The organism is Ensifer sp. ENS02 (genome assembly GCF_014851885.1).
Classification (GTDB): Bacteria; Pseudomonadota; Alphaproteobacteria; order Rhizobiales; family Rhizobiaceae; genus Ensifer; species Ensifer adhaerens.
In genome coordinates, this window is sequence record NZ_JACVAO010000005.1 from 122,948 (window position 1) to 146,475 (window position 23,528).

Below are 23,528 nucleotides of genomic sequence, written 5' to 3' on the forward strand. Positions count from 1 at the left end.
CCCGAAATTAAAGGTGAAGTTTTTGGTGGAGGCGCGACTCCAGCTTGGATCCGACGAAGCCGGCGGCCAGCATCAGGATGAGAAGAACGTTCGCCATGACCGCCGCGAAGGGCCAATCGAGATAGAACAGCACCTGCTCGTAGACCATTGTGGCCATGACTTTGAAACCAGCGCCGCCAAGGAGGGCCGGGGTCGCATAGGCGCTTGCGGCCATGGTGAAGCCAATCAAGAAGGAGCTTACGATTCCTGGCACGGAGAGCGGCAGGATGATGTGCCGGATTACAGCAAGACGTGACGCGCCAAGAATTTGCGCAGATTTTTCCAGACTGGGGTTGATACCTTGGAGGCTCGTCAGAAGCGACAGCACGCCAAATGGCAGGATGACGTGAGTAAGCCCAACCACGACGCCGAGAAGGTTTTTCGACAAAGGCAAGGGTTCCGTGATCAATCCGGTCCACATCAGCGCGGAATTGATAAACCCGCGATCTTCAAGAATGATGAGCCAGCCATAGGTGCGAAGCACGACCCCCGCCAATTCGGGCGCAATGGCAAGCGCGAAGATGACCGTTCGCCAGCGCGACGTGGCGCGAGCCAGATAGTAGGCGAGGGGATAGGCTAAGACGGTCACGCAGAGCGCAACGAGGCTGGACATCACGACGGTGCGGGCCAGGCCAGCAAGGACAAGGTCGTTGCTGAAGAAGCGGCTGTAGCTCGCAAGTGTCGGGCCGCCCTCCGTTTGACTTTGAAAGCTGATCCCGATCATCATGCCCATCGGTATCGCGAAGAAGAGCACCAGGACGAGCGACGGCGCGACCATCGGCAGAAGTCCCTTGGCAGGGGCTCCGGCGGGCGGGGGCTTTGTCGGAGTGGAGCAAACAATGACGGCCATGATCTACCTCACTTGGCCGCCGCGACGACATCACGTTCCCATCGTTCGCCCCAGGCGGAGAGCCGTGTTGCGACCGCCGCGAGATCGGGCAACAGAAGGGCCTTGAGATCGGCTTCGGTGGTGATCTGCTTGGCGCGGATATCGGCGGGCACCTCGATGTCGATTCTGCCGCTGCCGACCTTGTAGCCGGTGACCCATGCCTCCTGGCTGGTCTTTTCGAGAAAGAAGTTCACGAACTTGAGAGCTGCGTCTCGGTTCGCCGCGTGCTTCGGGACGTTCAGGGTTGCGACCAAGGGGATAGAGCCTTCCTTCGGCAGAACATAGTCGACCGGCAAACCGCTATCGACGAGCAGCTGCGCGCGCCCGTTCCAGAATGGCATCGCCCAGACGTCGCCCCCTTTGAGGTACGTTTCCATGACTGAGGATGACTGCTCAAAGCCGATCGACTGTCCGGCGAGCTTGGCCATGGCGGCAAAGCCGGGATCGACGTTCTCGAGCAGATCTCCACCATGGGCGACCGAGAAGATCTCCATCAGGTAGGCGGCCATCACGTTTTGGAATGTCGGCAGAATGATTTTGCCCTTGAGGCCATCATCCAAGAGCGCGTTCCAGGAATTTGGACGCTCTGCCAGCTTGTCCGTCCGATAAAGAAGCGAGAGATACTGTACTTCGTGAACCGCGCCGCAGGGGCCAGCAACGCCGGCAATCACCGACGACAGACGCTCAAGATTAGGAACCTCCTCTGGTGAAAATTCCTCAAGCAGGCCCTCCTTGCATCCTTCGAGCGATTGGGAAGCGGTCATTACGACGACGTCGAAGCCAGGGCGGCCATTCGTCGCCTTGATCTTGGCGTAATCCTGGGAGGCGGAACCGACGGCGTCGTAGATTACCTTTATCCCGAACCTGGCCTCGAAAGGCTCAATGATCCGCTCCCGAATGATGGTTTCGTACGGCCCGCCATAGCTGTTGACGATGAGCGTTTCGGCGTGGCCGTTCGCAGCCAAAACCATTGATACGATCGCGGGCGCGCACAGCGCAGTGTACCTCATGACGATCCCCTTTGTTGGTGTTGTCGGTACGGTGACATTGCGCCAGCCAGTCTTGCGATCTCCAATATTGATTTCCCGGTATTGATACGGAAATCATATCAATCGTGTTGCATTCGCTGAGCTGGCGGACGGCTCAAAGCGGATTCGGTCTTGAGGGCCTCAAGCTCTATGAATCCGCGCTTGGGTTTATACGCGCTGCCACAGGCAGCCGCTCTGTCACCCCGGCTGGCAGATTTCGTTGATTAGGCGTGGATTGGCTTTCAGGGATTTGAAGATATGAAGCCAGAACCGGTAATGGCTTTCGCGATTGAGATCCCTGGCCTCGAATGCGCGCTTGGCCGCAGCGGTCACGGCGTCGCAGCCGTAAAACTCCATCGCAAGTTCCACAGCCGCCGCCACCGCGACGTCATGTTGCGCACCCGCCTCGTCTGACGGTTCCAGTACATTCTTCAAAGGTTTCGACATGGCGACTCTCCTGTGAGAGTCCGGCGAGGAAATGTGGCCGGACGGTCTCACAGCGAAGATCGCGTCGTCCGGAAGCACACGGTGCCGCTCATATCGAACAGGTTGAATCTTAGCTTACTTCCCGCCCTGGGAGAAGTCCAAAACTCTGCGCTGAAATCTTTGGTCGAGCTTCTTTGAAGTTTTCGGGCTGACGCCCGAGATGATCTGGCTCCTGTGCAAGCTGTTAAGCGGCGCCGGCATTGCGGATGCTGGAGCCTTGCCTAACTTGATCATTTCTCAGTTGGATGCACCCCTAAGTTGCTTTGAGGTCGCGTCCAGCCAGTTTTCAACCCGAAGGTTGGGAATGCGCGTGAACTCACGGGCATTGGCTGTGACGAGGACTGCGCCTGCGGCACAGGCATGAGCAGCGATCAATAGGTCATTTGGGCCGATTGGTTTGCCTGCAGCTTCCAACTCAGTGCGGATGTTGCCGTACTTGGCGTCGGCGGGCACGTCGAGCGCGAGCACCAGAATGCTTTCTAGAAGGGCTTCGATTTGGGCCAGCAGCTTTGGGGAACCCTTCTTGGCGCATCCATAACGCAATTCTGCCGCCGTTATGATGCTGACGCAGATTGCCTCCGACCCGACCGCCGCAATACGTTCAGCGACCTGCCCTCTCGGGTTCCGAGCCAACTCGGACACGATATTTGTGTCCAGCATGAAAAGGTTGCTCACAGGTCGATTTCCTTGGCGGGCAACAAAGTCTCGTCAATATCTGGGAACTGATCTTCAGGCCCAAGAGGATCCAGACCTGCCAAGACTTCCAGCAGGTTCTTGCGACGCAGCGGCTCTATTATAAGCCGATCCCCGTCGCGATGGATCATCACTCGATCGCCGGGAAGCTCAAAGTCAGCCGGGATGCGAACAGCCTGGCTCTTGTTATTCCGGAAGAGCTTAGCTTCCCTCGCAGGAGGTTCGTTGTGTCTAATCTGCGGCATAAAACTCTCCTCTGCATATACATTTGCATATACACACTGACAAGCGAGATTTCAAGTGAGAGCTTGACTTGCTCGGTGAAAGGAAGGTTTCCTGCAAACAGGATCAAGGCCGTGATAGCAGCCAAACTCGATCTCATGCGACCGGGGCAAGGTGGCAAAGTGTTGTGGCGTTCTGGTGCGGGAACAGATCGGTCTTCCGGTCGCGATCGAGGGATTTCGGAAAGCACTGCTGCAGCGCAAAGCCACGCTCGGCGACATTGCCAACCAGGCCGAACGTCGTGGTGTTGGCACCGTGATCTGCCCTATCTGGAGGCGCAGGCAGCCGATGTTTAGGGAAGTCAAAGATGTTGGCGCTTCGGTGCGCGGGTGCATGTGCATATCAAAACGCTTGCATTGGCACAATGTGACGGCGGTTGATGGTCGCGGGACGGCCCTTAATGGACAGAGTCGTATCGCGCTTTTCGCGTTCTGCCACGACCTTGCCCTTTGCGACGACACAAAGCCGCTCGGCACGCAGGCGCACCGCCTCGATGGGGTTGCCCGCATGGAGTACGATGAGGCTTGCGGATTTGCCCACGGCTAGACCGAGATGATCGAGGCCCATAATCTCGGCATTGATCTTGGTGACCATGTCGAAGCAGGTGCGCATGTCTGTGGGCGAGGACATCTGGGCGACGTGCATTCCCATGAAGGCGACGTCGAGCATATCGGCTGTACCGAGGGAATACCAGGGATCGAGCACGCAATCCTGACCCCAGCCGGTGCGGATGCCGGCCTTCAGCATCTCGGGCACTCGCGTCAGGCCACGGCGCTTAGGGTAGGTGTCGTGGCGCCCCTGAAGCATGATGTTTATGAGTGGATTGGGGATCACTGAGATGTCGGCTTCCGCAATCAGCGGCAGTAGCTTCGAGACGTAGTAGTTATCCATCGAATGCATCGATGTAAGGTGCGAGGCAGCTACCCGGCCTTGCAGGCCGAGCCTCTGGGTCTCATAGGCAAGCTGCTCGATATGGCGCGATAACGGGTCGTCCGTCTCGTCACAATGCAGGTCGACCATCAGGCCGCGCTTTACCGCGATCTCGCATAGTTCGGTAACGGAACGCGTGCCGTCGGACATGGTCCGCTCAAAATGCGGAATGCCACCGACGATGTCGACGCCCATGTCGAGGGCGCGGATGGTGTTTTCGCGAGCATTCGGGGAGCGATAGAACCCGTCCTGCGGGAAGGCGACAAGCTGGAGGTCGATATAGGCGGCGATCTCCTTCTTGACCTCTAGCAGTGCTTCCACCGCAAGAAGGCGGTCGTCGCATGTATCGACATGGGTGCGGATGGCGAGGAGACCCATCGAGACCGCCCAGTCGCAATAAGCTAGCGCCCGCTGCTTGACGGCCTCGTGGGTCAGGAGCGGCTTGAGTTCGCCCCACAGCGCGATGCCTTCGAGCAGCGTACCTGAGGCATTGATACGTGGCAGGCCGTAGGACAACGTTGCGTCCATATGGAAATGCGGATCGACAAAGGGCTGACTGACGAGGTCGCCCGAGGCGTCGACGACACGACCAGCCTCGGCATCGATGCGTGGCTCGATCGCGGCGATCCTATCGCCCTTGATGCCGATGTCGGCGACGTTGCCATCGGGTAGCGTGCCACCTTTTACGATCAGATCAAAACTCATCTTTCGCCTTTCTGGTACGGGATCATCAAAGCTTTAGGGTATGCAGCACGACGTGCGACCAGGATCAGCGCCAGGATCGACAGCGCATAGGGCATCATCAGGAAAACCTGATAGGGCACGATGCCGCCCGAAATTTGCTGCAGACGAACCTGATAGGCATCGAAGGCGGCGAAGAGGACGGCGCCGATCAGCGCCTTTCCTGGCCGCCAGGAGCCAAAGACGACGAGTGCGATGCAAATCCAGCCGCGTCCATTGATCATCTGGAAGAAGAACGAGTTGAAAGCCGAGGTGGTGAGAAAGGCGCCGCCGACCGCCATCAACGCGCTACCGACGACAACGGCGCCCACGCGGATGCCCGTGACCGAAATGCCCTGCGCTTCGACCGCTGACGGATTTTCGCCGGCAGCACGAACGGCGAGACCGATGGGCGTGCGATAGAGGATCCAGGCAACGGCTGCAACCGAGATGAATGCGAGATAGGTCAATGGCGTCTGGGTAAACAGCGCCTCGCCAACAACCGGGATGCTGGATAAGCCCGGGATCGGCAGGGGCTGGAACGGCTCGATTTTGGGCGGCGACGTCACTTCGGGCAGCGCAAGGCGATAGACGAAATAGGTAAGGCTTGTGGCAAGTAGCGTAACACCGATGCCGACGACGTGCTGCGACAGGCCGAGTGGTACCGTAAGCGTCGCATGCAGCAGGCCGAACATGGCACCGAAAAGGGCAGCGACCAGCAAGCCGGCCCAAAGATCTCCGCCGGAATATACGGTAAACCAGCCGGCGAAAGCGCCTACCGTCATGATCCCCTCGATGCCGAGGTTAAGAACGCCCGCGCGCTCGCAGATCAACTCGCCCATCGTCGCGAAAATCAGCGGAGATGCTATGCGGATTGCGGCAACCCAGAAAGAAGCGGTGAAGAGGATTTCGAGCGCGTCCATGTCACCTCCACCTGATTCGGAATCGCGTCAGAAGGATCGCGACAACCATCGTCAGTAACGAGGTGGCGACCATGACGTCGGCTATGTAACTCGGTACCTTGGCCACTCGGCTCATGGCATCTGCGCCGACGAAGATGCCGGCGACGAAGATGGCAGAGGCGATGACGCCGAGCGGATTCAGCATGGCCAGCATAGCGACGACGATGCCCGCGTAGCCGTAGCCTGGCGACAGGTCGAGCGTCAGGTTGCCTTTGAGCCCGGAGACTTCGGAAAAACCCGCGAGAGCGGCCAGTCCTCCCGAAAGCAACGCCGTCTTCATCAGAGTGCGGTCGACCAGAATTCCGACAAAACGTGCGCCCTCGGGATTGATGCCGACGGCGCGCATTTCGTAACCGAGAAGCGTCTTTTTCATGACGATCCAGATGAGGACGGCCGAAGCAAGGGCGATGATGAAGCCATAGTGCAGGCGCTTGCCCTGGATAAGGCGCGGCAGTTGTGCTTCGGCAATGACCTTCTGCGATTGCGGCCAGCCGAGCCCCATCGGATCCTTGAGCACACCTTCGAGCAGCATCGACACGAACAGCAGGACGATGAAGTTAAGCAGCAACGTTGTGACCACCTCGTCGACGCCGAAACGCGTCTTCAGCACGGCTGGGCCGAGCAGAAGCAACGCGCCTGCGGCCATGACGGCGACCATAATTACCGGGATTAGAACAACCGAAGGCAGGGGCAGTGCGCCCGTTCCCAGCGCCACGGTAACGACGCCACCGATGTAGAGTTGGGCTTCTGCGCCGATGTTCCAGAGCTTTGCCCGAAAGGCGACGGCGATCGCCAAACCCGTGAAGATCAGTGGCGTCGCCCGGGTCAAGGTCTCTAGGAATGCGAACTGTGAGCCGGCCGCCCCCTTCGCCACAAGATAGAAGACGGACAGTGGGGAAGCGCCGGCGGCGAGAACCAGTACCGACGTCAGCACCAGTGTGGTGCCTATGGCAGCCAGCGGAAACAGCAAGGTGATCGCCAGGGACAGCGCGGGTTTCGGTTCAAGCCGCATGATCGCCGCGCTCCCCGCTGTGGCCCGCCATCAGTTCCCCCAGTTCCCGAATGCTGCGTTCGCCCCTTGCAGAGGGTGTGGAAAGGCGCCCCTTGAACATAACGAAGATGCGGTCGGACAATGCCAGGACTTCTTCGAGATCTTCCGAAATGAGCAATATCGCGGCGCCCCGATCTCGCGCTAAGAGCAGCATGCGATGAACATAGGCGACGGCGCCGACATCGAGGCCGCGTGTCGGCTGACTTGCCAGGATGACCGCGGGGTCGGCATCAAGGGCCCGGCCGAGAATGAGCTTCTGCATGTTGCCGCCTGAGAGTAGGCGTATGCGTGCTTCGGGCGAAGGGCATTTGACGTCGTAGTCGGCAATGAGTTTCTCTGCGAAACGCCCGGCGGCTTTCCAATTCAGGAAGCCCATGCGGCTGAACCGAGGGCTTCGGTAGCGTTCGGCGATGACATTTTCCGTCACGCTCATGTCGCCGATGCTGCCGATAGCGTGGCGGTCTTCCGGAATGCGGGCCACGCCATGTGCGAGCGCGGCGCGCGGCGACCAGTCGGCGACGTCCCGTCCAGCGATGGAAATGCTGCCGCTGGTGGGACGCCGGATGCCGGCGATAAGGGCAGCAAGGACAGCCTGACCATTACCGGCGACGCCGGCAATTCCGGTGATTTCACCGGCTGTGAGGGTGAGCGATACTTTGTCGAGGCCCGCCCCGTTGTAGGCCGTTGCGGAGACCTGTTCGAGTGCCAGCAGCGGTGCTCCGAGCTTCAGCGGACTGACGTTGGCTGGCTTGACCTCTTTTCCAACCATGAGCGCTGCCAGTTCTTTGCGATCGGTCGAACCTGTTTCGCGCTCACCGACGAGCTGGCCGGAACGCAGAACCAGCACACGATCGCTCACAGCCATCACTTCGTGTAATTTATGAGAGATAAAGATGATCGACAGGCCTTTGGCGACGAGCAGCTTCAGCGTCCGGAACAGTGCCTCAGTCTCGGCGGGGGTTAAGACAGCCGTCGGCTCGTCCATGATTAGGATTCGGGCTTCGCGATAAAGAGCCTTTAGAATCTCGACGCGCTGTCGCTCGCCGACTGAAAGGCTGGAGACGGAAGCTGTGGGGTCGACGGCGAGGCCGAAATCGGCGGACAATCGCTCGATGCGCCGTCGCGCGGCGGCCCGGTCGAGCCGCAGGCGCCAAATGCTCTGCGTGCCAAGCGCAATGTTTTCCTGCACCGTCATGTTGTCAGCGAGGGTGAAGTGCTGGTGAACCATGCCGACGCCGGCATCTATGGCAGCGCGCGGATCTCCCGGCGGCAGCGGCTTGCCAAATGCCTCGACGGTTCCTTCGTCGGCGACGTAGTGGCCGAACAGAATGTTCATCAGAGTCGTCTTGCCGGCGCCGTTCTCCCCGAGAAGTGCTATGACTTCGCCCTGCTTGAGTTCAAACGAAATGGCGTCGTTAGCCCTGAGTGGGCCGAAGCGCTTGCTGATGCGGGAAAGACGAAGGGCGGTTTTGCTAGACACGTCGGCGACCGGAAGAGGAGTTGTGGGGACTTCCTTTCCCGTCCAAGGAGAGAATGGTCGCTGTTGGCGAAGTGTAATTCCTGGTCCGCCACAGCCGACCACTTCTCCCATGAACGCGAGGAAGGAAGGCTAGGAAGACTTCGGCTCGGCATCGTTGATCTCGACGGCGAACGAACCGTCCTTGATCATCTTTTCCTTTTCCGCGACCTTGACCTTGATGGCGTCCGGAACCTTGCTCTCAAAGGTGCCGAAAGGCGCCAGTGAACAGCCGCCGTTTTTCATGAAGGAATAGATGCCATAGTCGTCAGCCTTGAACGCGCCGGCCTTCACTTCGCTGATCGCCTTGTCTAGCGTCGGTTCGAAATGCCACAGTGCGGATGCGACAACGGTGTCCGGATAGTCCGCCTGGGTATCGATGACATTGCCGATGGCCAAGACCTTCTTCTCCTTGGCGGCGTCGGACACACCAAAACGTTCGGCATATAGCAAGTCCGCACCCCCATCGATCTGGGCGAAAGCGGTCTCTTTGGCCTTTGGCGGATCGAACCATGAGCCGATGAAGGCGACCTGGAATTTGGTGTCCGGGGCCACTTCCTTGACGCCGGCCATGAATGCATTCATCAGCCGGTTAACCTCTGGGATCGGATAGCCTCCCACCATGCCGATGTTCTTGGACTTCGTCATTGCGCCGGCGACAAGGCCGGACAGATAGGATGCGTCCTGGATATAGTTGTCGAAAACTGAGAAGTTCGGAATAGCGGCGTCGGGCTTGAAGCTCGAGCCCATCAGAAAGGCGACATCCGGGTAGTCTTTGGCAACCGTGCGGGCCGCATCCTCGACGCCGAAGACCTCGCCAAGGATCAACTTGTGACCCGCCTCGCAATACTCACGCATGACGCGCTCGTAATCGTTGTTCGCGGTGTTTTCCGAATAGACATATTCGATGTCGCCGCGCTCCTTGGCTGCATTCGCTGCCTTGTGGATACGACTGACCCACTGCTGCTCGACCGGAACGGTGTAGATGGCCGCCACCTTTATCGGATCCGCAGCGAGCAGACGGCCCGGCAGACCCGTCGCCGCCACCACGCCGGAAGCGCCAGCAGCTTTGATCAGGGTTCTTCTGGAAATGGCAAAATTGAAGGAATCGCTTTGCATTAAGTTCCCCTCTGATTGATTGCGCGTTTGGCGCGCGTCTTTTTTACCACTTGGTCAATGTAGGGGAAGTTGGAGTTTGCAGCAATTGGGGTGTGGTACGCCATTCAACCGGATATGACGCAGCTTGCGCGACAAGCTCTGTGCAGTCTGAAGAAAGACGTGTCGCGTCTGAAGCCGCTAACCGATCATTCAACGCGACAAGTTGGAGGCCTCACTTGAAGACCGAGAGCCGTGCGTACTTTGGGCGCAGTTTCGAGCAACCGGTTTCTTGGTTGCGACCTGGGCGAACAAGTTCCAGTGCGACCGGCAAAGCAAGTGTGAGATCGGGCTGAAGTCGATCCCACTGCAGCTGTGTCCAACGACGTCTTTCGCGCTTCTCTTTCAATAGCGAAGATGGTTTAAGGTCGTGGCTGGGAGACTTTTGAATGGGCCAGGTCACCAGGATCATGCGTTGTCCAGAGGCATGAGCAGTGGAGCCGGAAACTGGCGCTTCTATCCTGATAAAGAAGCGGAGGCGCGTGAATGTTTCTGATCGACCGTGAACTTGAGGCGCTCACCGTTTTTCGGCGCGACCTGCATCGGCGGCCGGAAGTCTCGGGCGAGGAGCGGGAGACGGCGGATACGATCGTAAAGGCCCTGGCCGAGACGAAACCGGATGCAGTGATCACAGGTCTTGGCGGGCACGGAGTGGCGGCGATCTATGAGGGCCGAGAACCAGGGCCGACGGTGATGGTGCGTGCCGAGCTCGACGGGTTGCCGATCGAGGAGATCTCGGAGATCGGCCATCGCTCGAAGATCAAAGGCAAGGGGCATCTCTGCGGCCATGACGGACATATGACGATCCTGATGGCGCTGGCCAAAGGGCTTGGACGCGAGCGACCGGCGAGAGGCCGCGCGATCCTGATGTTCCAGCCGGCGGAGGAAAACGGCGCCGGTGCTGCGGCCGTGCTTGCCGACCCGAAATTTGCTGACATCAAGCCGGATCTGGTCTTCTCGCTGCACAATTTTCCGGGATTACGCTTTGGCCATGCGGCGCTGCGCTCAGGACCGGTAAATTGCGCCTCGCGCGGGATGCGGATCTTGCTTTCCGGCAAGACGGCGCATGCCTCGACGCCGGAGGACGGCATTGCGCCGACCTTTGCGATCGCCGCCTTGCTTTCCGGGCTGACCGCGCTTGGCAACAACGGGCCGCTTAACGAGGATTACACGCTGGTCACGGTGACGCATGCCCGCCTCGGCGAGGCGGCCTTCGGCATCAGCCCCGGCTATGCCGAGATTTGGGCGACGCTGCGCACACTGACCGACGAGCGCATGGCCGATCTTGTGGCCCGTGCCGAGACGCTGGTTGCGAAAGAGGCCCGTGCTGCCGGGCTGAAGGTCACGATCGGCTACGAGGACGTGTTCCACCAGTGCAGCAATGCGGAACGCGCCGTGGCGGCGCTTGAGCGGGCCATGGACGAGGAGGGCGTCAGCCGTGACCGCGGCGAGGGCGTGCTGCCGATGAAGGGTTCGGAGGATTTCGGCCTTTTCGGGCGCGTGGCGCCTTCGGCGATGTTCTTTCTCGGCGCCGGCGAGAACCACGCGCGGCTCCACAATCCGGACTACGATTTTCCCGATGACCTGATCGGCATCGGCGCCAAGGTGTTCATGCGGGCGATCCGCAACGAACTGGGGTGAGGGCGCCGGACGGTCGCTTGCACGGCGGGCGCCCTGACGGCACTCTCCGACAGTGCGCAGTTTCGGCCGAGAGCCGTTTCATGTCGCGTCGGATGTGCATAGAGGAGGAGCAGGGGATGAGGCGGTCCAGTAGTCGTGTCGCGCTTTGCCTGGCGCTTGCCATCGCGGGGATGACCGCCGCTCAGGCGGCGGATACGCCGGCTGCCGACGCTGTTCCTGAGCCGCAGCAGACCGAGAATGCCAGCCTGCAAGACTTCATCAAGGCCAATCCGGATTGCCTGGAATTCACCGATCAATGCTCGCACTGCGTTATCGTTAATGGCATTGCCGAATGCTCGACGGCGGAGATTGCCTGCATCAAGCGAGAGAACCATTGCACCAGGCGGATCACCAAATGATGCATCCTGCAAGCAGGACGACTATTCGGACCTTCCGTCATTATGGCTGGTCTGATTTGGTGAGCGACATGGCCAAACGTCGCTGACGTAGTCCCGAAGCTCGGCAATACGGACGCTGCACGAGTACGGGTTCGGTCAAGGTGCCTTCGGCGGTGCGACCTCGGTGTCGATCACGCCCTATACTCATTCCAACTCATGTCGGGAGATGTAGGCTGTGGAAGCTAGGCTGAGCCCCTCTCCAATTCCGCCAGCCGCTCCATGCAGATCGCCTCGATGAGGCTGTGGAGATGTTCGGTCCGCGCGAGAAGCCAAGCCAACGCTCCCTCAGTAATCTCGAAGTGCTTCGAGTATCGCGCCTTTACATAGGCTTCGTTGAGAATGTTGTACCAGGCGGCATAGCGATGCTGGTCACGCGGCCAGACTTCCACCAGCCGCTGATCACGATCTTCGGCGAGGCCACGGAGAAACTTGATATTGTGCGACGGTGGGCTGTAATTGGTTAGTGTGAGGAGCAGGCAAGAATAGGCGGTCTCCACTGCCTGGTGCAAATTAAACGCTGCATGATTTCGCTGTTCGTCAGAAATGGCGTACCGTGCCAACTGACAAAAATACTTCGCGCTTGCACATTGTCTCTCGAAATGCTCCCTCGCCACCCTGAGCGCGTCGGCAGGCGAGAGTCGTTTCGGCTCGGCCAGAGGCCGGTCGTCGAGTTCGTAGAGCACGATCCCTTCGCGCTGGATATCGACGAAGAAATACTGTCCGTCCGCAAGGAAGTTGTTCACCTCCCGGGCGCCATGGACAATCAGCCCGACGGGCGTCGAGACTCCTTTGTCCCACATCAACCGGTCGGTCGCCTTCTCCCAGTATTCCGGTTCTGCGAGCTTTTTCGAATTGACAATGACGAGGATATCGTAATCGGAGCGATAGCCCTTCATCGTATGCGGTTCGTCAACAAAGGTGCCGCGGGCGTAGGAGCCGAAGAGGATGATTTTCAGGATCCGACCGCGCTTCTTGAAATCGGCCGAGCCGCCTTGGAGCGCATCGGCAAACTCCTCGTGGATGATCTCCACGACGCGCGCAAGTTCGCGCTGCTTCTTCTCGGGAAGATGTTCCAGGCTCGTTTTCATACTCAACCGATAGGATAAAGACGATTCGCCGTCTACTGCAGGAATTAATGGTTTTTGCATTATTAAAAAATAACAGATTGATCTATATGGGAGATTAATGGATGATCTGTCTCCGTGTGGAATGACTTGCGCGGATGCAGAGGACAGGCGAATGGAATTCCGTCAAATGAGATGTTTTGCAACCCTCGCCGAGGAGTTGCATTTCGGGCGCGCTGCGGCGACGCTCTCCATGGCGCAGCCAGCCCTTAGCGTGCAGATACAAACGCTGGAAAAGGAGCTCGGCGTTCAGCTTCTCATCCGCTCTACGCGTCGTGTTCAACTGACAAAAGCTGGCGAAGTTTTTTACGAGCGGTGCATCAATGTTCTGCGGGAGATCGAAAACAGTTCCGCTATCGTCCGGGCTGTTGCGGGCAAGAATGTCGATCGGATCACCATCGGAACCATATATCCCGCGACCTTCGGTGTCTTGCCGTTTTTTCTGAACAAGCTCGGCAAGCGATTTCCCGATATTCAGATACACGTGAGCAGCGGTTCCACGGATGCAATCATCCGTGACCTGGAGAAGGGCCGCATCAACCTTGGCTTCATCCGGCCTGTCGAAAACATCGGATCGCTCCGTTGGCAGAGCATCGCCAACGAACGATATCTTCTGGCGGTGCCACTTGGCAGCCGTCTTGAGACGGCGGAGACCGTCACAATGGGCGATCTGAAACAGGAGCGGATCATCTCCTTTTCCCGCTCAAATCTATCTTACACGGAAAAGTACTTCTTCGAGCAGTTCAAAAAATTTGGCCTTCTCGATCAGGTTGCCTGTAGTTGCGATGACACGCTCTCCCTGGTTTCGCTTGTCGCGGCCGGGATGGGCGTAGGTTTCGCGCCGGAATGGACCAGAGATTTGCCCCACCAGTCGTTCCGGCTTCGGGAAGTGGAGGGGGTGGATTTCACGATCGGCATGGGGCTTGCGTGGAACAAAGAGGACCCGACCGCGAACCGTGAAGAGATCGTAGAAGTTGCCCGCACGCTGGCCGCGGCATCGAGATCGCTTAAAGCTGTGGGTGACGATACCGGAAGAAGCAACACCAAGCGCGGTCTTCCGGCCCATGGCGAATAGGTAGGTAAGTGGCAACGTAAGCCGTCAGAGGTTGGCGATGGGGGTCCTTGGCAGGAGCACAACTTGCCGGCGGCTCTCCAAAAGGTCCAGAATGTCGCTGGGCCGAATATTGTTTGAGTAAGACGAGAGGGCAAAAAGGAGGAGAAGGTGAAGGGCTGGTTTCAGAAGCTAACCGATGTTTCCACCGTGGCGCGCACCAAGGAGATGTTCAATGAAGCGCTCACCGAGCTCGCGCAAGAGCTCGGCTTCGAGTATTACGCCTACCTTAATCTTCAACCAATCGGAACATTCGCCGTTTCGAATTATCATCCTGAATGGCAGGATTGGTACTTCGCCAAAAGCTTCAACGAGATCGATCCCGTGATCCAGATTGCAAGGGCGACGATGAAGGCGTTCACCTGGTCTTCCGAAAATTCAAGGACCGTCAGATCGAGGCGCGTTCGGCAGTTTTATCTGGATGCCGCCGGTTTCGGTATTCGGTCGGGGATCACCATTCCAGTCGCGACTGCGTTCAGACGTATAGCAATGCTGACCATGGCCTCACACAAGCCTTCCCTCTCGCTGAAAGGTGATGTCGATCCGGTAGCGGCCGCCATGGCGGTCGCCCAGCTTCATGTGCGGATCGAGCAAACGAACATTGAGCCTACAGCAAAACCGAGCATCGCTTTGACCACTAGACAGGCGCTTATGCTTAAGTGGGCGTCCGAGGGCAAATCCATGAGAGCAATCGCCGACATCGAGAACATGACCTACTGGAACGTCAACTTCCACATGAATAATGCGCGCAGGAAGCTAAATGCCTACTCGCTTCCGCAGGCGACGGCTCTGGCGACGAAGCTAAAGCTGATTTGAAGCCAAGCGCTTCGCCGCCAAACGTCTGAAGTCGAATTTCTAGGAGTACAGATGAAGCAGGCGGCGAACGAGCGCGCGGAGCATTTACGGGCGATTTCGCGTGAACGGCTTGAGGCGCTTGTGCTGGAACGTGCCGAGAGAGACGAGGGCTTTGCCCTTTGGCTCGATGCCAGGTTCGCGGCTTCGGTAGCTGACGAGGCAAGCGCGCTGCTCGATCCGGTGCCGTTTCGTCGTCGCGCCGAAGCGCTTTTCGCTTCGACCGGTTCGGGGCGGCATCGGCACAGTTGGGGCGAACGGTCTGCGGGTATCGATGAAGCGGCGCTCGAACAACTGATTGACGAGGCTGAACCCCTTCTTGCTACCGGGCGCGGCGCCCATGCATTAACGATCTTGAAGCCCGTTGCCTCGGGGCTGGCCGCATATTGGCCGGAAAACGCCGATTGGGATGAAACCCTGCACGAGTTCTTTCCCCGGCTTGATCAATTGATCGCTCAAGCCGCCCTCATGGATGGTGTCTCACAGGAGGCGCGCGATGACCTCGCCGATGAATTGGCCGACTGGCAGGGAGAACTCGCAGAATTCGGCGCCGACGATGCCTTTGCTACTGCCATTGCAGCTTGCATGCAGGGCTGGGACGAACCAGGCCTTCAGGCGAGGCTCGCAGGGCTTGGGCAGAGCTGGCCGCCTGGAGGAGGTAGCGATCCGCTCGAGGAAGATCTGACGCGGGCCCGACTTGCCGCGCTCGAAGCCATGGGGCGTGGTGAGCATTTCCTCAACCTTTCCCGTGCGGCTGGGTTTCATTGCGACCATGCGGTGAAGCTGGCGCAGACGGGGCGTGTCGATGAGGCGGTCGCGCTCGCCCATCTGCGCCTGACCACACATGGTGATCTCCTGCGGCTTGCGGAGGCCGTCGCGGCTGTCGGTCGAGTGGAAGCCGCGATCGACCTTGCGGCCTGGGGACTGTCGCGAGACGGGTGCGGCGAAGGCGAAGAAAACTGGCATCACAGAACAGGCAGGGCAATGCTGGCACGCTGGCTGCGCGAAAAGGCGCATGAGGTAGGCAATCGGGATATGATGTTCAAGGCAACGCAAGTAGCCTTCGAAGAAAGCCTTGCACGGGAAGATTTCCGCGTGGCCAAGAAACTCGTTGCTCCGTCGGATTGGCCGAAGTTGCGCGAATTGCTGCTTGCGGCGCTGACCGCGGCACCTTACGCCTATGAGCGGATCGAAATCCTGCTCGACGAGGACTTGGTCGCCGACGCCGTTGCTTGCATCGACCTGCAGGAAACGCGTTTCTTCAGTCCACGTGACCCTACGCTGGGTCGACTTGCTGAACGGGCATTGGCGGATCACCCCGATTGGGTGATTGTCCTTGCATGCCGCATGGCCGACCCGATTATGTCTGAAGGAAGATCAAGCCGCTATGAGACGGCCGCATTGTGGCTCGGGATTGCCGCCCGCGCGTATAAGGCTTGCGGGCGGTCCGGCCAGTGGCTTGCGTACCTTGATGGGCTTATCGAGCAGCACCGGCGCAAGCACAAGCTGCGACCGCTACTGGAAGAGCTGCGGCGCACGGCCAAGTGAATAAAGTACCTCTTGGGAACTGTCCTGTAAGTGAAAATCGCGATGCAGGCATTCGTCCGACGACCGGCGAAGGGCAGATCTGGATGCCGAGTTGAACTTTCGGTCCCAAACTAACGCCTTCTTGGAAGGTCACGAAGCTGCTCGAAGTTGCTGCGCCGAGTGGTCAGCGTGCAGGCCGGTTCAACGCCACCGTCGCATGCCGTTATTAGTGTCGTAAAAAAATCACTAAGTTTAAGGTTTTTGCTGCTCGGGACTTAACCTCAGGCGATCGAAAACGTCCGGGCAGAACTCAAACTGCCTCGCAGTTCCTCGTCCCATCGAATTCTTCACAATCGTTTCGGTCAATATGCCCCGCTCAATGAGAGGATCGATTGATTCCGCCACAGCATTGCGCGTCAAACCGGTAATTTGGCTTATATTCGAGAGCGTTAGCTTTTCATGGTTTTGATGCATCATATAGAGCACCGTCATCATTCCGACCTGCTTCAAACGCGATTGCGGCGTCTCTCCCTCAACCGGTTTGTCGAAAACTTCCTGCAGTGCGTAAGCCGAAAACAGCTGGCTCTGCCAATGGGCATTAAGTGCGCTTGTCATTTTTTATACTGTCAGATATATGATTGTAAAAAGCGTCGCGAAATTGCGCCGCTGTTAGGATTGCGCACAATCGCGTTAGTGAAGGTGGTGGCCATGAACAAGTCTCTTACACGGGCATTTGTCACTGCAGCCAGTTTAGCGCCATTCTATCTTGTTTTCGAGAGTAAAGCGCAGGCGGGCGAATGGGGGTGCCAGGTTATCCTGTGCCTTTCCAATCCGAGCGGTCCGACGCAATACGCGGAATGCCGGGCGCCAATCCACAGGCTCTGGCGCGCGCTTGCAAGAGGGCGCTCCTTTCCCACTTGCGGCAGCGTTGGGTTTCAGGCCTCGCGCCCTCGATACGACCCCTATTATTGCAATGACGGTTATCGCCTGACAACGCGGTATGGAGACCATGGGCTCGAAGCGAGTTGTATCTCGGCCACGCCACAGACCGTCTCGAACGCTGAATGCTACTCCAACGATGATCGGATGAACTCATCGGCAGCGTGGCGGCGGAGAGACGGCCGTACACAGTGTCAGCGCTATGTGACGACTCGACCGAACATCCGCCCCCAACCCCATTACATCGACGTGATCATCGACGGGGTTGGCAAGCAACGAGTGTGGTACTGAGCATGCCTGTTGCTTTCCTCGATTTGGCGCAAACGTGCGCACCCACAATTGCAAGCGAGACGCTCGCCGCCATCGTCAGCCTTGAAAGCCGGTTCGAACCCTTCGCCATCCGGGTCAACAGCGGCGCGACACTCTCGGTGCAGCCCACAACCAAGGTGAAGGCGATCGCAATCGCCACGTCATTGGCAGCCGAGCGGCACGACATACAGCTCGGCCTCGGCGGCATCGGCATGGAAGAACTCCGCCAGCTCAATCTTTCGATTTCAGATGCCTTCGACCCATGCCGCAACCTTCGGGCCACGGCGACCATTCTCGATGGGTACTACCGGCTGGCGGTGAAAGCGGGCGCGGACCCGAGCCGGGCCGAACAGGTGATGCTGCACTCCTACTACGGACGAAACGATCCATCTGTCGGCGCGATGGTCAGGTACGATGAGCAGGTCCGCCAGGAAGAAAGCCGGCTCGCCAGCACCATCACGACGCTCATGATCGAAGATGATGGACGGGAGAGGGAGCTCAACGAAGCGCCTCTTGTCGAGGCGATCGGCGATGCACGCAAGGACGAGGCCCTTGCCGATCAAACGGCGTCGGTGCCGTCCTGGGACGTTTTCAGATCGAGACGGAGGTCCTCCGTCCTCGTGTTTCAGAACAGTCATATGGAGGAGAGTGAATGACTTTCAGCGCCCGTATCCGCCCGATCGCCGCATCCGCCGTAATGGCAATGGCCATCCTGGCATCCATGGTCGAACCCGCCTTCGCGCAGGCGGCCGGCATCGAGACCGTGCTGCAGAACATCGTCGAAATGCTGACAGGCAACATCGCCAAGCTTCTGGCCGTCATCGCGATCATCGTGATCTGCATAGCCTGGATGTTCGGCTACATGGATCTGAGGCGCGCAGGGTTCTGGATCATCGGCATTGGCGGCATCTTCGGCGCTACCGAACTCGTGAACACCATCGTCGGAAGCTGACGCCATGGCGAGTTTTCGGCCAATCCTTGAGGAAGACACGCTGTTCATCGCTTGCACCCGGCCGGCGATGATCGCTGGCGTGACGATGGAAGCCATGGGCATGAACATCATGCTGACGACCATTCTTTACATCGTCGCCGGCTCGATCGCCTACTTGGCTGTTGGCGTCGTCTTTCACCTCATTTTCCGCGCGCTCGTCAAGCACGACCACAACATGTTCCGCATCTTGCTGGCTTGGGTGGACACACGCGGCCGGTCGCGCAATAGCGCCTTTTGGGGCGGAGCGACGCTTAGTCCCCTGAAGCTCGCCCGGAAATACGATGAAAGGGACCTCGGATTTGCCTAGCCTGACCACACTTAGATCTCGCGAACTCGGTCCGGAGACCTTCATCCCCTATGTCCGCCATGTCGACGTGTCGACGATCGCGCTCGATTCCCGGGCGCTGATGGTAATGATCGCGCTCGAAGGCGTCTCTTTCGAGACCGCGGATGTTCTCGACCTGAATGCTCTCCATAGGGACCTCAACACGCTCTATCGGAACATCGCCGACGAGCGGCTTGCCTTGTGGACACATCTCATCCGCCGTCGCGACAACAGCTATCCGGAAGGCACGTTCACCACACCTTTCTCGGCGGCGCTCAATGATAAGTATCGCGCGCGCATGGTTGGGGAGGACCTGTTTCGCAACGACCTCTATCTGACGATCCTGTGGTCTCCCGCCCGCGATCCGTCCGACAAGGCGGCAAGGCTGCTGGCGCGCTTGCGTCGGGCAGGTCGGGCCGGGGCCGAACTCGACGAGGAAGCCCTCAAGCAGCTCCGCGACAAGGTCGTCGAAGTCACAGCGGCGTTGAAACGCTTCGAACCGCGCGTGCTGTGCCTCTACGAACGTGACGGCCTGTTGTTCTCGGAGCCGAGCGAAGTGCTGCATCAGTTCGTCGGCGGCCGTCGCGAGCCGATCCCGCTGACGGAGGGGCGTATCGCCTCGGCGATCTACTCGGATCGTGTCATTGTCGGCCGCGAGTCAATCGAGATCCGGCACGAGGCCGAAAGCCGCTTTGCCGGCATGCTGAGTTTTAAGGAATATCCGGCCAGAACTCGGACCGGCATGCTCGACGGTGTGCTCACTAGTCCTTTCGAACTGATCCTGGCGCAATCCTTCTCCTTCGTCTCGAAAGCGGACGCCCGTGTGATCATGGGCCGCAAGCAAAACCAGATGGTCAGCAGTGGGGACAAGGCGGCCTCACAGATCGAGGAACTTGATGGGGCGATGGACGATCTGGAGTCCAATCGGTTCGTGCTAGGCGAGCACCACCTGACGCTTTCCGTCTTTGCACCATCGGTGAAGGAACTGACCGACAATCTCGCCAAGGCGCGCGCCAGCCTGACCAGTGGAGCCGCCGTCGTCGCGCGCGAGGATCTCGGCCTCGAGGCGGCCTGGTGGGCACAACTACCAGGGAACTTCCGCTATCGCGCCCGGTCCGGCGCGATTACGTCGCGCAACTTCGCGGCGCTCGCACCATTCCACTCCTACCCGATCGGTCGGAAGCACGGCAATGAATGGGGACCTGCCGTCGCTCTTCTCAAGACGGCGTCGGGGTCACCGTACTACTTCAATTTCCATTATGGCGATCTCGGCAACACTTTCGTGTGCGGACCGTCCGGTGCCGGCAAGACCGTGCTTTTGAACTTCATGCTGTCGCAGCTCGAGAAACATGACCCGCATGTTGTGTTTTTCGATAAGGACAGGGGATCTGATCTCTACGTGCGCGCCGCCGGCGGCACCTATCTGCCGCTGAAGAATGGTGCCCCGACCGGGTGCGCTCCCCTGAAGGCACTGGAACCGACGCCGGACAACAAGGTGTTTCTCACGCGCTGGGTCGGCAGGCTTGTCGGCTCGGCAACACGGGAACTGACGGTGACCGAACTCCGCGATATCGCCGTCGCCATCGACGGCCTTGCCGACTTGCCGGTGGAGCGCCGGACGATCGGCGCGCTTAGGACCTTCCTCAACAACGCCGATCCCGAAGGCATTGCCGCGCGACTGCGGCGGTGGGAGAGAGGGGGGCCCCTCGGTTGGGTGTTCGATAACATCATTGACCACATCGGTTTCGACGGCAAATTCGTCGGCTATGACATGACCGATTTCCTCGACAACGAGGAAATCCGCACGCCGCTGATGGCCTACCTCTTTCATCGCGTCGAGCAACTGATCGATGGCAGGCGCATCATCGTCGTTATCGATGAGTTCTGGAAGGCGCTCCAGGATGAAGGGTTTCGCGATCTCGCACAGAACAAGCTCAAGACGATCCGCAAGCAGAACGGGCTTATGCTCTTTGCTACGCAGAGCCCGCGCGATGCCATCGTATCGCCGATCGCTCATACGATCATCGAGCAATGCGCGACGCAGATCTTCCTACCGAATTCCCGCAGTAACCACGCCGACTATGTCGACGGCTTCAAGCTCACCGAGCGGGAGTATGAACTCATTGCACGGGAGCTCTCCGTCGAGAGCCGCCGATTCATATTGAAGCAAGGACACAATAGCGTTGTCGCCGAACTGAACCTCGGCGGTTTCGACGACGAACTTGCCATCCTCTCCGGCCGCACCGCGAATGTCGAACTCGCCGATGCCATCCGCACAGAAGTCGGCGACCGGCTCGCGGATTGGCTTCCGATTTTTCAGCAAAGAAGGAGATTGAGCTAATGGCTTTCTATCGAATTCACGGCGCGGCAATAGCCGCGGCGCTCATTCTCTCCGCCGGCACGGCAGCCGGGCAGGGAATCCCGGTGATCGACCGAACCGCGATCGCCAAGCACCTCGAGAGTATCGCCCAACTGAAAGCTCAGCTTGATGCGCTCAACCAGCAGATAGAGCAGGCGCAGCAGCTTTACGGCTCGCTCAACAAGATCACCGACATGGCGGATGTTGCCGGCGTCTTGAACGATCCTGCCGTTCGCAAGGCGCTGCCTGGGGACTTTAACGTCATCGAGGGACTGTTCAAGGGAAGCGCAACGGGCGTGTTCGGCGATACGGCCACAAAATTCCTTGAGGGTAATTCGACCTATCGGACCAGCGCAGAGGACTTCTACGCGCAGGAGCTTTCCCGCATTCAGAACAAGAATGCCGGGCAGATGAGCCTAGCGCAGCATATCTACGATGCCGCGGCCAAGCGCGTCGATGGCATTGACCAACTGCGCGAGAAGATTTCGACAGCGGCTGACGCCAAGGACATAGCCGACCTTCAGGCGCGACTTCAGGCGGAAACAGCTTTCCTCCAGGCCGATGTACTGCGCATGGAGGCCCTCCGAATGGTCCAGCAGGCACAGGCACAGGTCGACGAGCAGCGCGAGGTGGAGGACTGGCGCCGACGCATGGATGCAATGAAAGCTGCACTGCAATGAAGGGCCGTATCGTTCTTCTCGCTGTCCTATTGGTCAGTTGCTCCGAGCGAGCCGAACGGACCTACACTGTCGACGAACTCATCGCCGACGAGGCTCTGCTGGCCGAAATCATGGCGGCGTGTGGCACCAACCCCGGTGAATTAGGAAATACCCCGAATTGTCAAAACGCAGCGGCTGCAGATTTCAAGGCTAGCTTTCGACGCATGCGAAGAGCGCTTGGAGGCTGAGGCATGTATCAGGTCTTCGCCTTCGTCGACGAGCAGTTCAAGGCTCCGCTGGAGACCTTTATCTCCGACGGAACCTCGAACGTCTCCGAGTGGATCTCGGGCCCCCTGACGGCAGCGGTCACGCTCTACGTCGTGCTTTACGGCTATCTCGTGCTCCGCGGCTCGGTCCAGGAACCCATCCTCGACTTCGCATTTCGGACGATCAAGCTCGCCATCATCGCGACGCTGGTGAGGGACGCCGACGAATACCAGACCTACGTCACCGACATTTTCTTCGACGTGTTGCCGCGTGAGATATCGCAGGCACTGAACACCGGCGCGGCGCCGAGCGCTACAACGTTCGACAGTCTGCTCGACAAGGGACAGGATTCAGCCATCGATATCTGGTCCCGTGCCACTTGGTCGTCGAGTATTGTGATGGGTATCGGTGGCGCAATGGTGATCGGCGCGAGCTTCACAGTAGCGGCGATCGGCTACGTTGTATCGCTTTATGCCCGGCTGGCGCTCGCCATCGTGCTCGCCATCGGTCCGATCTTCGTGGCCCTGGCAATGTTTCAGGCGACGCGGCGCTTCACCGAGGCGTGGCTGGGACAGCTTGCAAACTTCGTGATCCTCCAGGTGCTCGTCGTCGCCGTCGGCACACTGCTGATCACCTGCATCGATACGACCTTCACGGCAATTCAAGGATATACCGACGTGCTGATGCGTCCAACCGCGCTCTGCGCCATCTGCCTCGCTGCCCTCTATGTCTTCTATCAGCTTCCGAACATCGCTTCGGCGCTTGCCGCCGGCGGCGCGTCGTTGACCTACGGCTACGGCGCTGCACGCGACGCCCACGAAAGCACGCTCGCCTGGGCGGCGTCCCATACCGCCCGTGCGGCCGGACGCGGTGTCCGGGCCATTGGTCGAACCTTCAGCTCGAAAGGCTCGGGCTCGTGACGCTTTTCGGACGAACAAGAAAAAGGCTCTTCAGGAATGATCAGAACATTTCCGCTGCTCTGCATGGCGGCTGCCTTAAGCGGCTGCGCATCGCTGACCTATCCGGTCCCGAATTGCGATGGCTATTCGCGCCGCGCCCTCAATCGCTCGATGTGGCAGTGGGAAGACAATAGCAACGTCAAACAGAAACAGTCCTATGCGGGACCGGCGACCTCTCAGTCCGTCGCCACCGCTTATGTCGAAGAGGGCAGGGGACCTTCCGCCTTTGCTCAGTCCGACGTTGACGCCTCCTATCGTCCATGCGGGGGCTGACGCG

The 23,528-nt window shown here is 59.1% G+C and carries 27 protein-coding genes; 14 read left to right on the forward strand and 13 right to left on the reverse strand.

Annotated elements, in window-relative coordinates:
- Nucleotides 1-7 precede the first annotated feature (7 nt).
- The 11 genes from IB262_RS12260 to IB262_RS12310 all read right to left on the reverse strand — a co-directional run bounded on the left by IB262_RS12260 (nucleotide 8) and on the right by IB262_RS12310 (nucleotide 10,163).
- Nucleotides 8-817, reverse strand: a complete 810-nt coding sequence (locus IB262_RS12260; protein ID WP_246802053.1) for an ABC transporter permease — start codon at nucleotides 815-817, stop codon at nucleotides 8-10.
- A gap of 80 nt (nucleotides 818-897) precedes the next feature.
- Nucleotides 898-1,938 carry an ABC transporter substrate-binding protein gene (locus IB262_RS12265; RefSeq protein WP_060643746.1) on the reverse strand — a complete coding sequence of 347 codons (1,041 nt, stop codon included), beginning with the start codon at nucleotides 1,936-1,938 and terminating at the stop codon, nucleotides 898-900.
- Between the two features lie 216 nt (nucleotides 1,939-2,154).
- Nucleotides 2,155-2,403 carry a hypothetical protein gene (locus tag IB262_RS12270; protein ID WP_112975789.1) on the reverse strand — a complete coding sequence of 83 codons (249 nt, stop codon included), beginning with the start codon at nucleotides 2,401-2,403 and terminating at the stop codon, nucleotides 2,155-2,157.
- Between the two features lie 276 nt (nucleotides 2,404-2,679).
- Nucleotides 2,680-3,117 carry a type II toxin-antitoxin system VapC family toxin gene (locus IB262_RS12275; RefSeq protein WP_034800191.1) on the reverse strand — a complete coding sequence of 146 codons (438 nt, stop codon included), beginning with the start codon at nucleotides 3,115-3,117 and terminating at the stop codon, nucleotides 2,680-2,682.
- Nucleotides 3,114-3,380 carry an AbrB/MazE/SpoVT family DNA-binding domain-containing protein gene (locus tag IB262_RS12280; protein WP_034800189.1) on the reverse strand — a complete coding sequence of 89 codons (267 nt, stop codon included), beginning with the start codon at nucleotides 3,378-3,380 and terminating at the stop codon, nucleotides 3,114-3,116. The genes IB262_RS12275 and IB262_RS12280 overlap by 4 nt, the downstream gene beginning before the upstream one ends.
- Nucleotides 3,381-3,759: 379 nt before the next feature.
- Nucleotides 3,760-5,052, reverse strand: a complete 1,293-nt coding sequence (locus IB262_RS12285; RefSeq protein WP_192493613.1) for an amidohydrolase family protein — start codon at nucleotides 5,050-5,052, stop codon at nucleotides 3,760-3,762.
- Nucleotides 5,049-5,990 (reverse strand): ABC transporter permease, encoded by a 942-nt coding sequence (locus tag IB262_RS12290; protein ID WP_192493614.1) that lies wholly within the window; start codon nucleotides 5,988-5,990, stop codon nucleotides 5,049-5,051. The genes IB262_RS12285 and IB262_RS12290 overlap by 4 nt, the downstream gene beginning before the upstream one ends.
- A 1-nt stretch (nucleotide 5,991) precedes the next feature.
- Nucleotides 5,992-7,041, reverse strand: a complete 1,050-nt coding sequence (locus IB262_RS12295; protein ID WP_192493615.1) for an ABC transporter permease — start codon at nucleotides 7,039-7,041, stop codon at nucleotides 5,992-5,994.
- Entirely contained in the window at nucleotides 7,031-8,671 is a 1,641-nt protein-coding gene (locus IB262_RS12300; protein WP_210337630.1) for an ABC transporter ATP-binding protein, read from the reverse strand. Before IB262_RS12300 ends, IB262_RS12295 begins: the two co-directional genes overlap by 11 nt.
- Before the next feature lie 18 nt (nucleotides 8,672-8,689).
- Nucleotides 8,690-9,715 carry a BMP family protein gene (locus IB262_RS12305; RefSeq protein WP_192493616.1) on the reverse strand — a complete coding sequence of 342 codons (1,026 nt, stop codon included), beginning with the start codon at nucleotides 9,713-9,715 and terminating at the stop codon, nucleotides 8,690-8,692.
- Between the two features lie 211 nt (nucleotides 9,716-9,926).
- Nucleotides 9,927-10,163: a hypothetical protein gene (locus tag IB262_RS12310; RefSeq protein ID WP_192493617.1), complete on the reverse strand. Its 237-nt coding sequence runs from the start codon at nucleotides 10,161-10,163 to the stop codon at nucleotides 9,927-9,929.
- A 74-nt stretch (nucleotides 10,164-10,237) separates the two neighbouring features.
- Here IB262_RS12310 and IB262_RS12315 point away from each other — a divergent pair, with 74 nt between their 5' ends.
- On the forward strand, nucleotides 10,238-11,392 hold the full coding sequence (locus tag IB262_RS12315; protein ID WP_192493618.1) for an amidohydrolase: 1,155 nt from the start codon (nucleotides 10,238-10,240) through the stop codon (nucleotides 11,390-11,392).
- A gap of 80 nt (nucleotides 11,393-11,472) precedes the next feature.
- Nucleotides 11,473-11,790: a hypothetical protein gene (locus tag IB262_RS12320; protein WP_162731795.1), complete on the forward strand. Its 318-nt coding sequence runs from the start codon at nucleotides 11,473-11,475 to the stop codon at nucleotides 11,788-11,790.
- Nucleotides 11,791-12,011: 221 nt separating this feature from the next.
- On the opposite strand, the gene IB262_RS12325 is transcribed toward IB262_RS12320, so the two are convergent.
- A complete protein-coding gene (locus tag IB262_RS12325; RefSeq protein ID WP_113079441.1) occupies nucleotides 12,012-12,917 on the reverse strand; it encodes a nucleotidyltransferase and HEPN domain-containing protein in 906 nt (301 codons plus the stop codon).
- Between the two features lie 151 nt (nucleotides 12,918-13,068).
- Here IB262_RS12325 and IB262_RS12330 point away from each other — a divergent pair, with 151 nt between their 5' ends.
- The 3 genes from IB262_RS12330 (at nucleotide 13,069) to IB262_RS12340 (ending at nucleotide 16,464) form a co-directional block, all read left to right on the forward strand.
- Complete coding sequence (locus tag IB262_RS12330) at nucleotides 13,069-14,028, forward strand: LysR family transcriptional regulator (RefSeq protein WP_192493619.1); 960 nt, start codon at nucleotides 13,069-13,071, stop codon at nucleotides 14,026-14,028.
- 147 nt (nucleotides 14,029-14,175) lie between these two features.
- Nucleotides 14,176-14,880: an autoinducer binding domain-containing protein gene (locus IB262_RS12335; RefSeq protein ID WP_063979496.1), complete on the forward strand. Its 705-nt coding sequence runs from the start codon at nucleotides 14,176-14,178 to the stop codon at nucleotides 14,878-14,880.
- Nucleotides 14,881-14,931: 51 nt separating this feature from the next.
- A complete protein-coding gene (locus IB262_RS12340) occupies nucleotides 14,932-16,464 on the forward strand; it encodes a hypothetical protein (RefSeq protein ID WP_192493620.1) in 1,533 nt (510 codons plus the stop codon).
- Between the two features lie 231 nt (nucleotides 16,465-16,695).
- Here the strand turns inward: IB262_RS12340 and IB262_RS12345 are convergent, their stop codons facing one another.
- Entirely contained in the window at nucleotides 16,696-17,058 is a 363-nt protein-coding gene (locus IB262_RS12345; RefSeq protein ID WP_192493621.1) for a MarR family transcriptional regulator, read from the reverse strand.
- A 93-nt stretch (nucleotides 17,059-17,151) separates the two neighbouring features.
- Here IB262_RS12345 and IB262_RS35930 point away from each other — a divergent pair, with 93 nt between their 5' ends.
- From IB262_RS35930 to IB262_RS12385, 9 genes are read left to right on the forward strand one after another with little or no spacing between them, the layout of a single operon-like run.
- Complete coding sequence (locus IB262_RS35930; protein WP_082572927.1) at nucleotides 17,152-17,673, forward strand: hypothetical protein; 522 nt, start codon at nucleotides 17,152-17,154, stop codon at nucleotides 17,671-17,673.
- Nucleotides 17,674-17,675: 2 nt separating this feature from the next.
- A complete protein-coding gene (locus IB262_RS12350; protein WP_060529682.1) occupies nucleotides 17,676-18,347 on the forward strand; it encodes a lytic transglycosylase domain-containing protein in 672 nt (223 codons plus the stop codon).
- Nucleotides 18,344-18,643, forward strand: coding sequence for a TrbC/VirB2 family protein (locus IB262_RS12355; protein ID WP_060643736.1), 300 nt, complete (start codon nucleotides 18,344-18,346; stop codon nucleotides 18,641-18,643). Before IB262_RS12350 ends, IB262_RS12355 begins: the two co-directional genes overlap by 4 nt.
- Nucleotides 18,644-18,647: 4 nt before the next feature.
- Nucleotides 18,648-18,989 carry a type IV secretion system protein VirB3 gene (locus tag IB262_RS12360; RefSeq protein WP_060529680.1) on the forward strand — a complete coding sequence of 114 codons (342 nt, stop codon included), beginning with the start codon at nucleotides 18,648-18,650 and terminating at the stop codon, nucleotides 18,987-18,989.
- Nucleotides 18,964-21,348 carry a VirB4 family type IV secretion system protein gene (locus IB262_RS12365; protein ID WP_192493622.1) on the forward strand — a complete coding sequence of 795 codons (2,385 nt, stop codon included), beginning with the start codon at nucleotides 18,964-18,966 and terminating at the stop codon, nucleotides 21,346-21,348. The genes IB262_RS12360 and IB262_RS12365 overlap by 26 nt, the downstream gene beginning before the upstream one ends.
- Nucleotides 21,348-22,046 carry a P-type DNA transfer protein VirB5 gene (gene virB5, locus IB262_RS12370; protein ID WP_192493670.1) on the forward strand — a complete coding sequence of 233 codons (699 nt, stop codon included), beginning with the start codon at nucleotides 21,348-21,350 and terminating at the stop codon, nucleotides 22,044-22,046. Before IB262_RS12365 ends, virB5 begins: the two co-directional genes overlap by 1 nt.
- The gene (locus IB262_RS12375) at nucleotides 22,043-22,273 is read left to right on the forward strand and encodes an EexN family lipoprotein (RefSeq protein ID WP_113079433.1); all 231 of its coding nucleotides are present in this window, start codon (nucleotides 22,043-22,045) and stop codon (nucleotides 22,271-22,273) included. Before virB5 ends, IB262_RS12375 begins: the two co-directional genes overlap by 4 nt.
- 3 nt (nucleotides 22,274-22,276) lie before the next feature.
- Complete coding sequence (locus tag IB262_RS12380) at nucleotides 22,277-23,212, forward strand: type IV secretion system protein (protein WP_113079432.1); 936 nt, start codon at nucleotides 22,277-22,279, stop codon at nucleotides 23,210-23,212.
- A gap of 36 nt (nucleotides 23,213-23,248) precedes the next feature.
- Complete coding sequence (locus tag IB262_RS12385) at nucleotides 23,249-23,524, forward strand: hypothetical protein (RefSeq protein WP_112975802.1); 276 nt, start codon at nucleotides 23,249-23,251, stop codon at nucleotides 23,522-23,524.
- Nucleotides 23,525-23,528 lie beyond the last annotated feature (4 nt).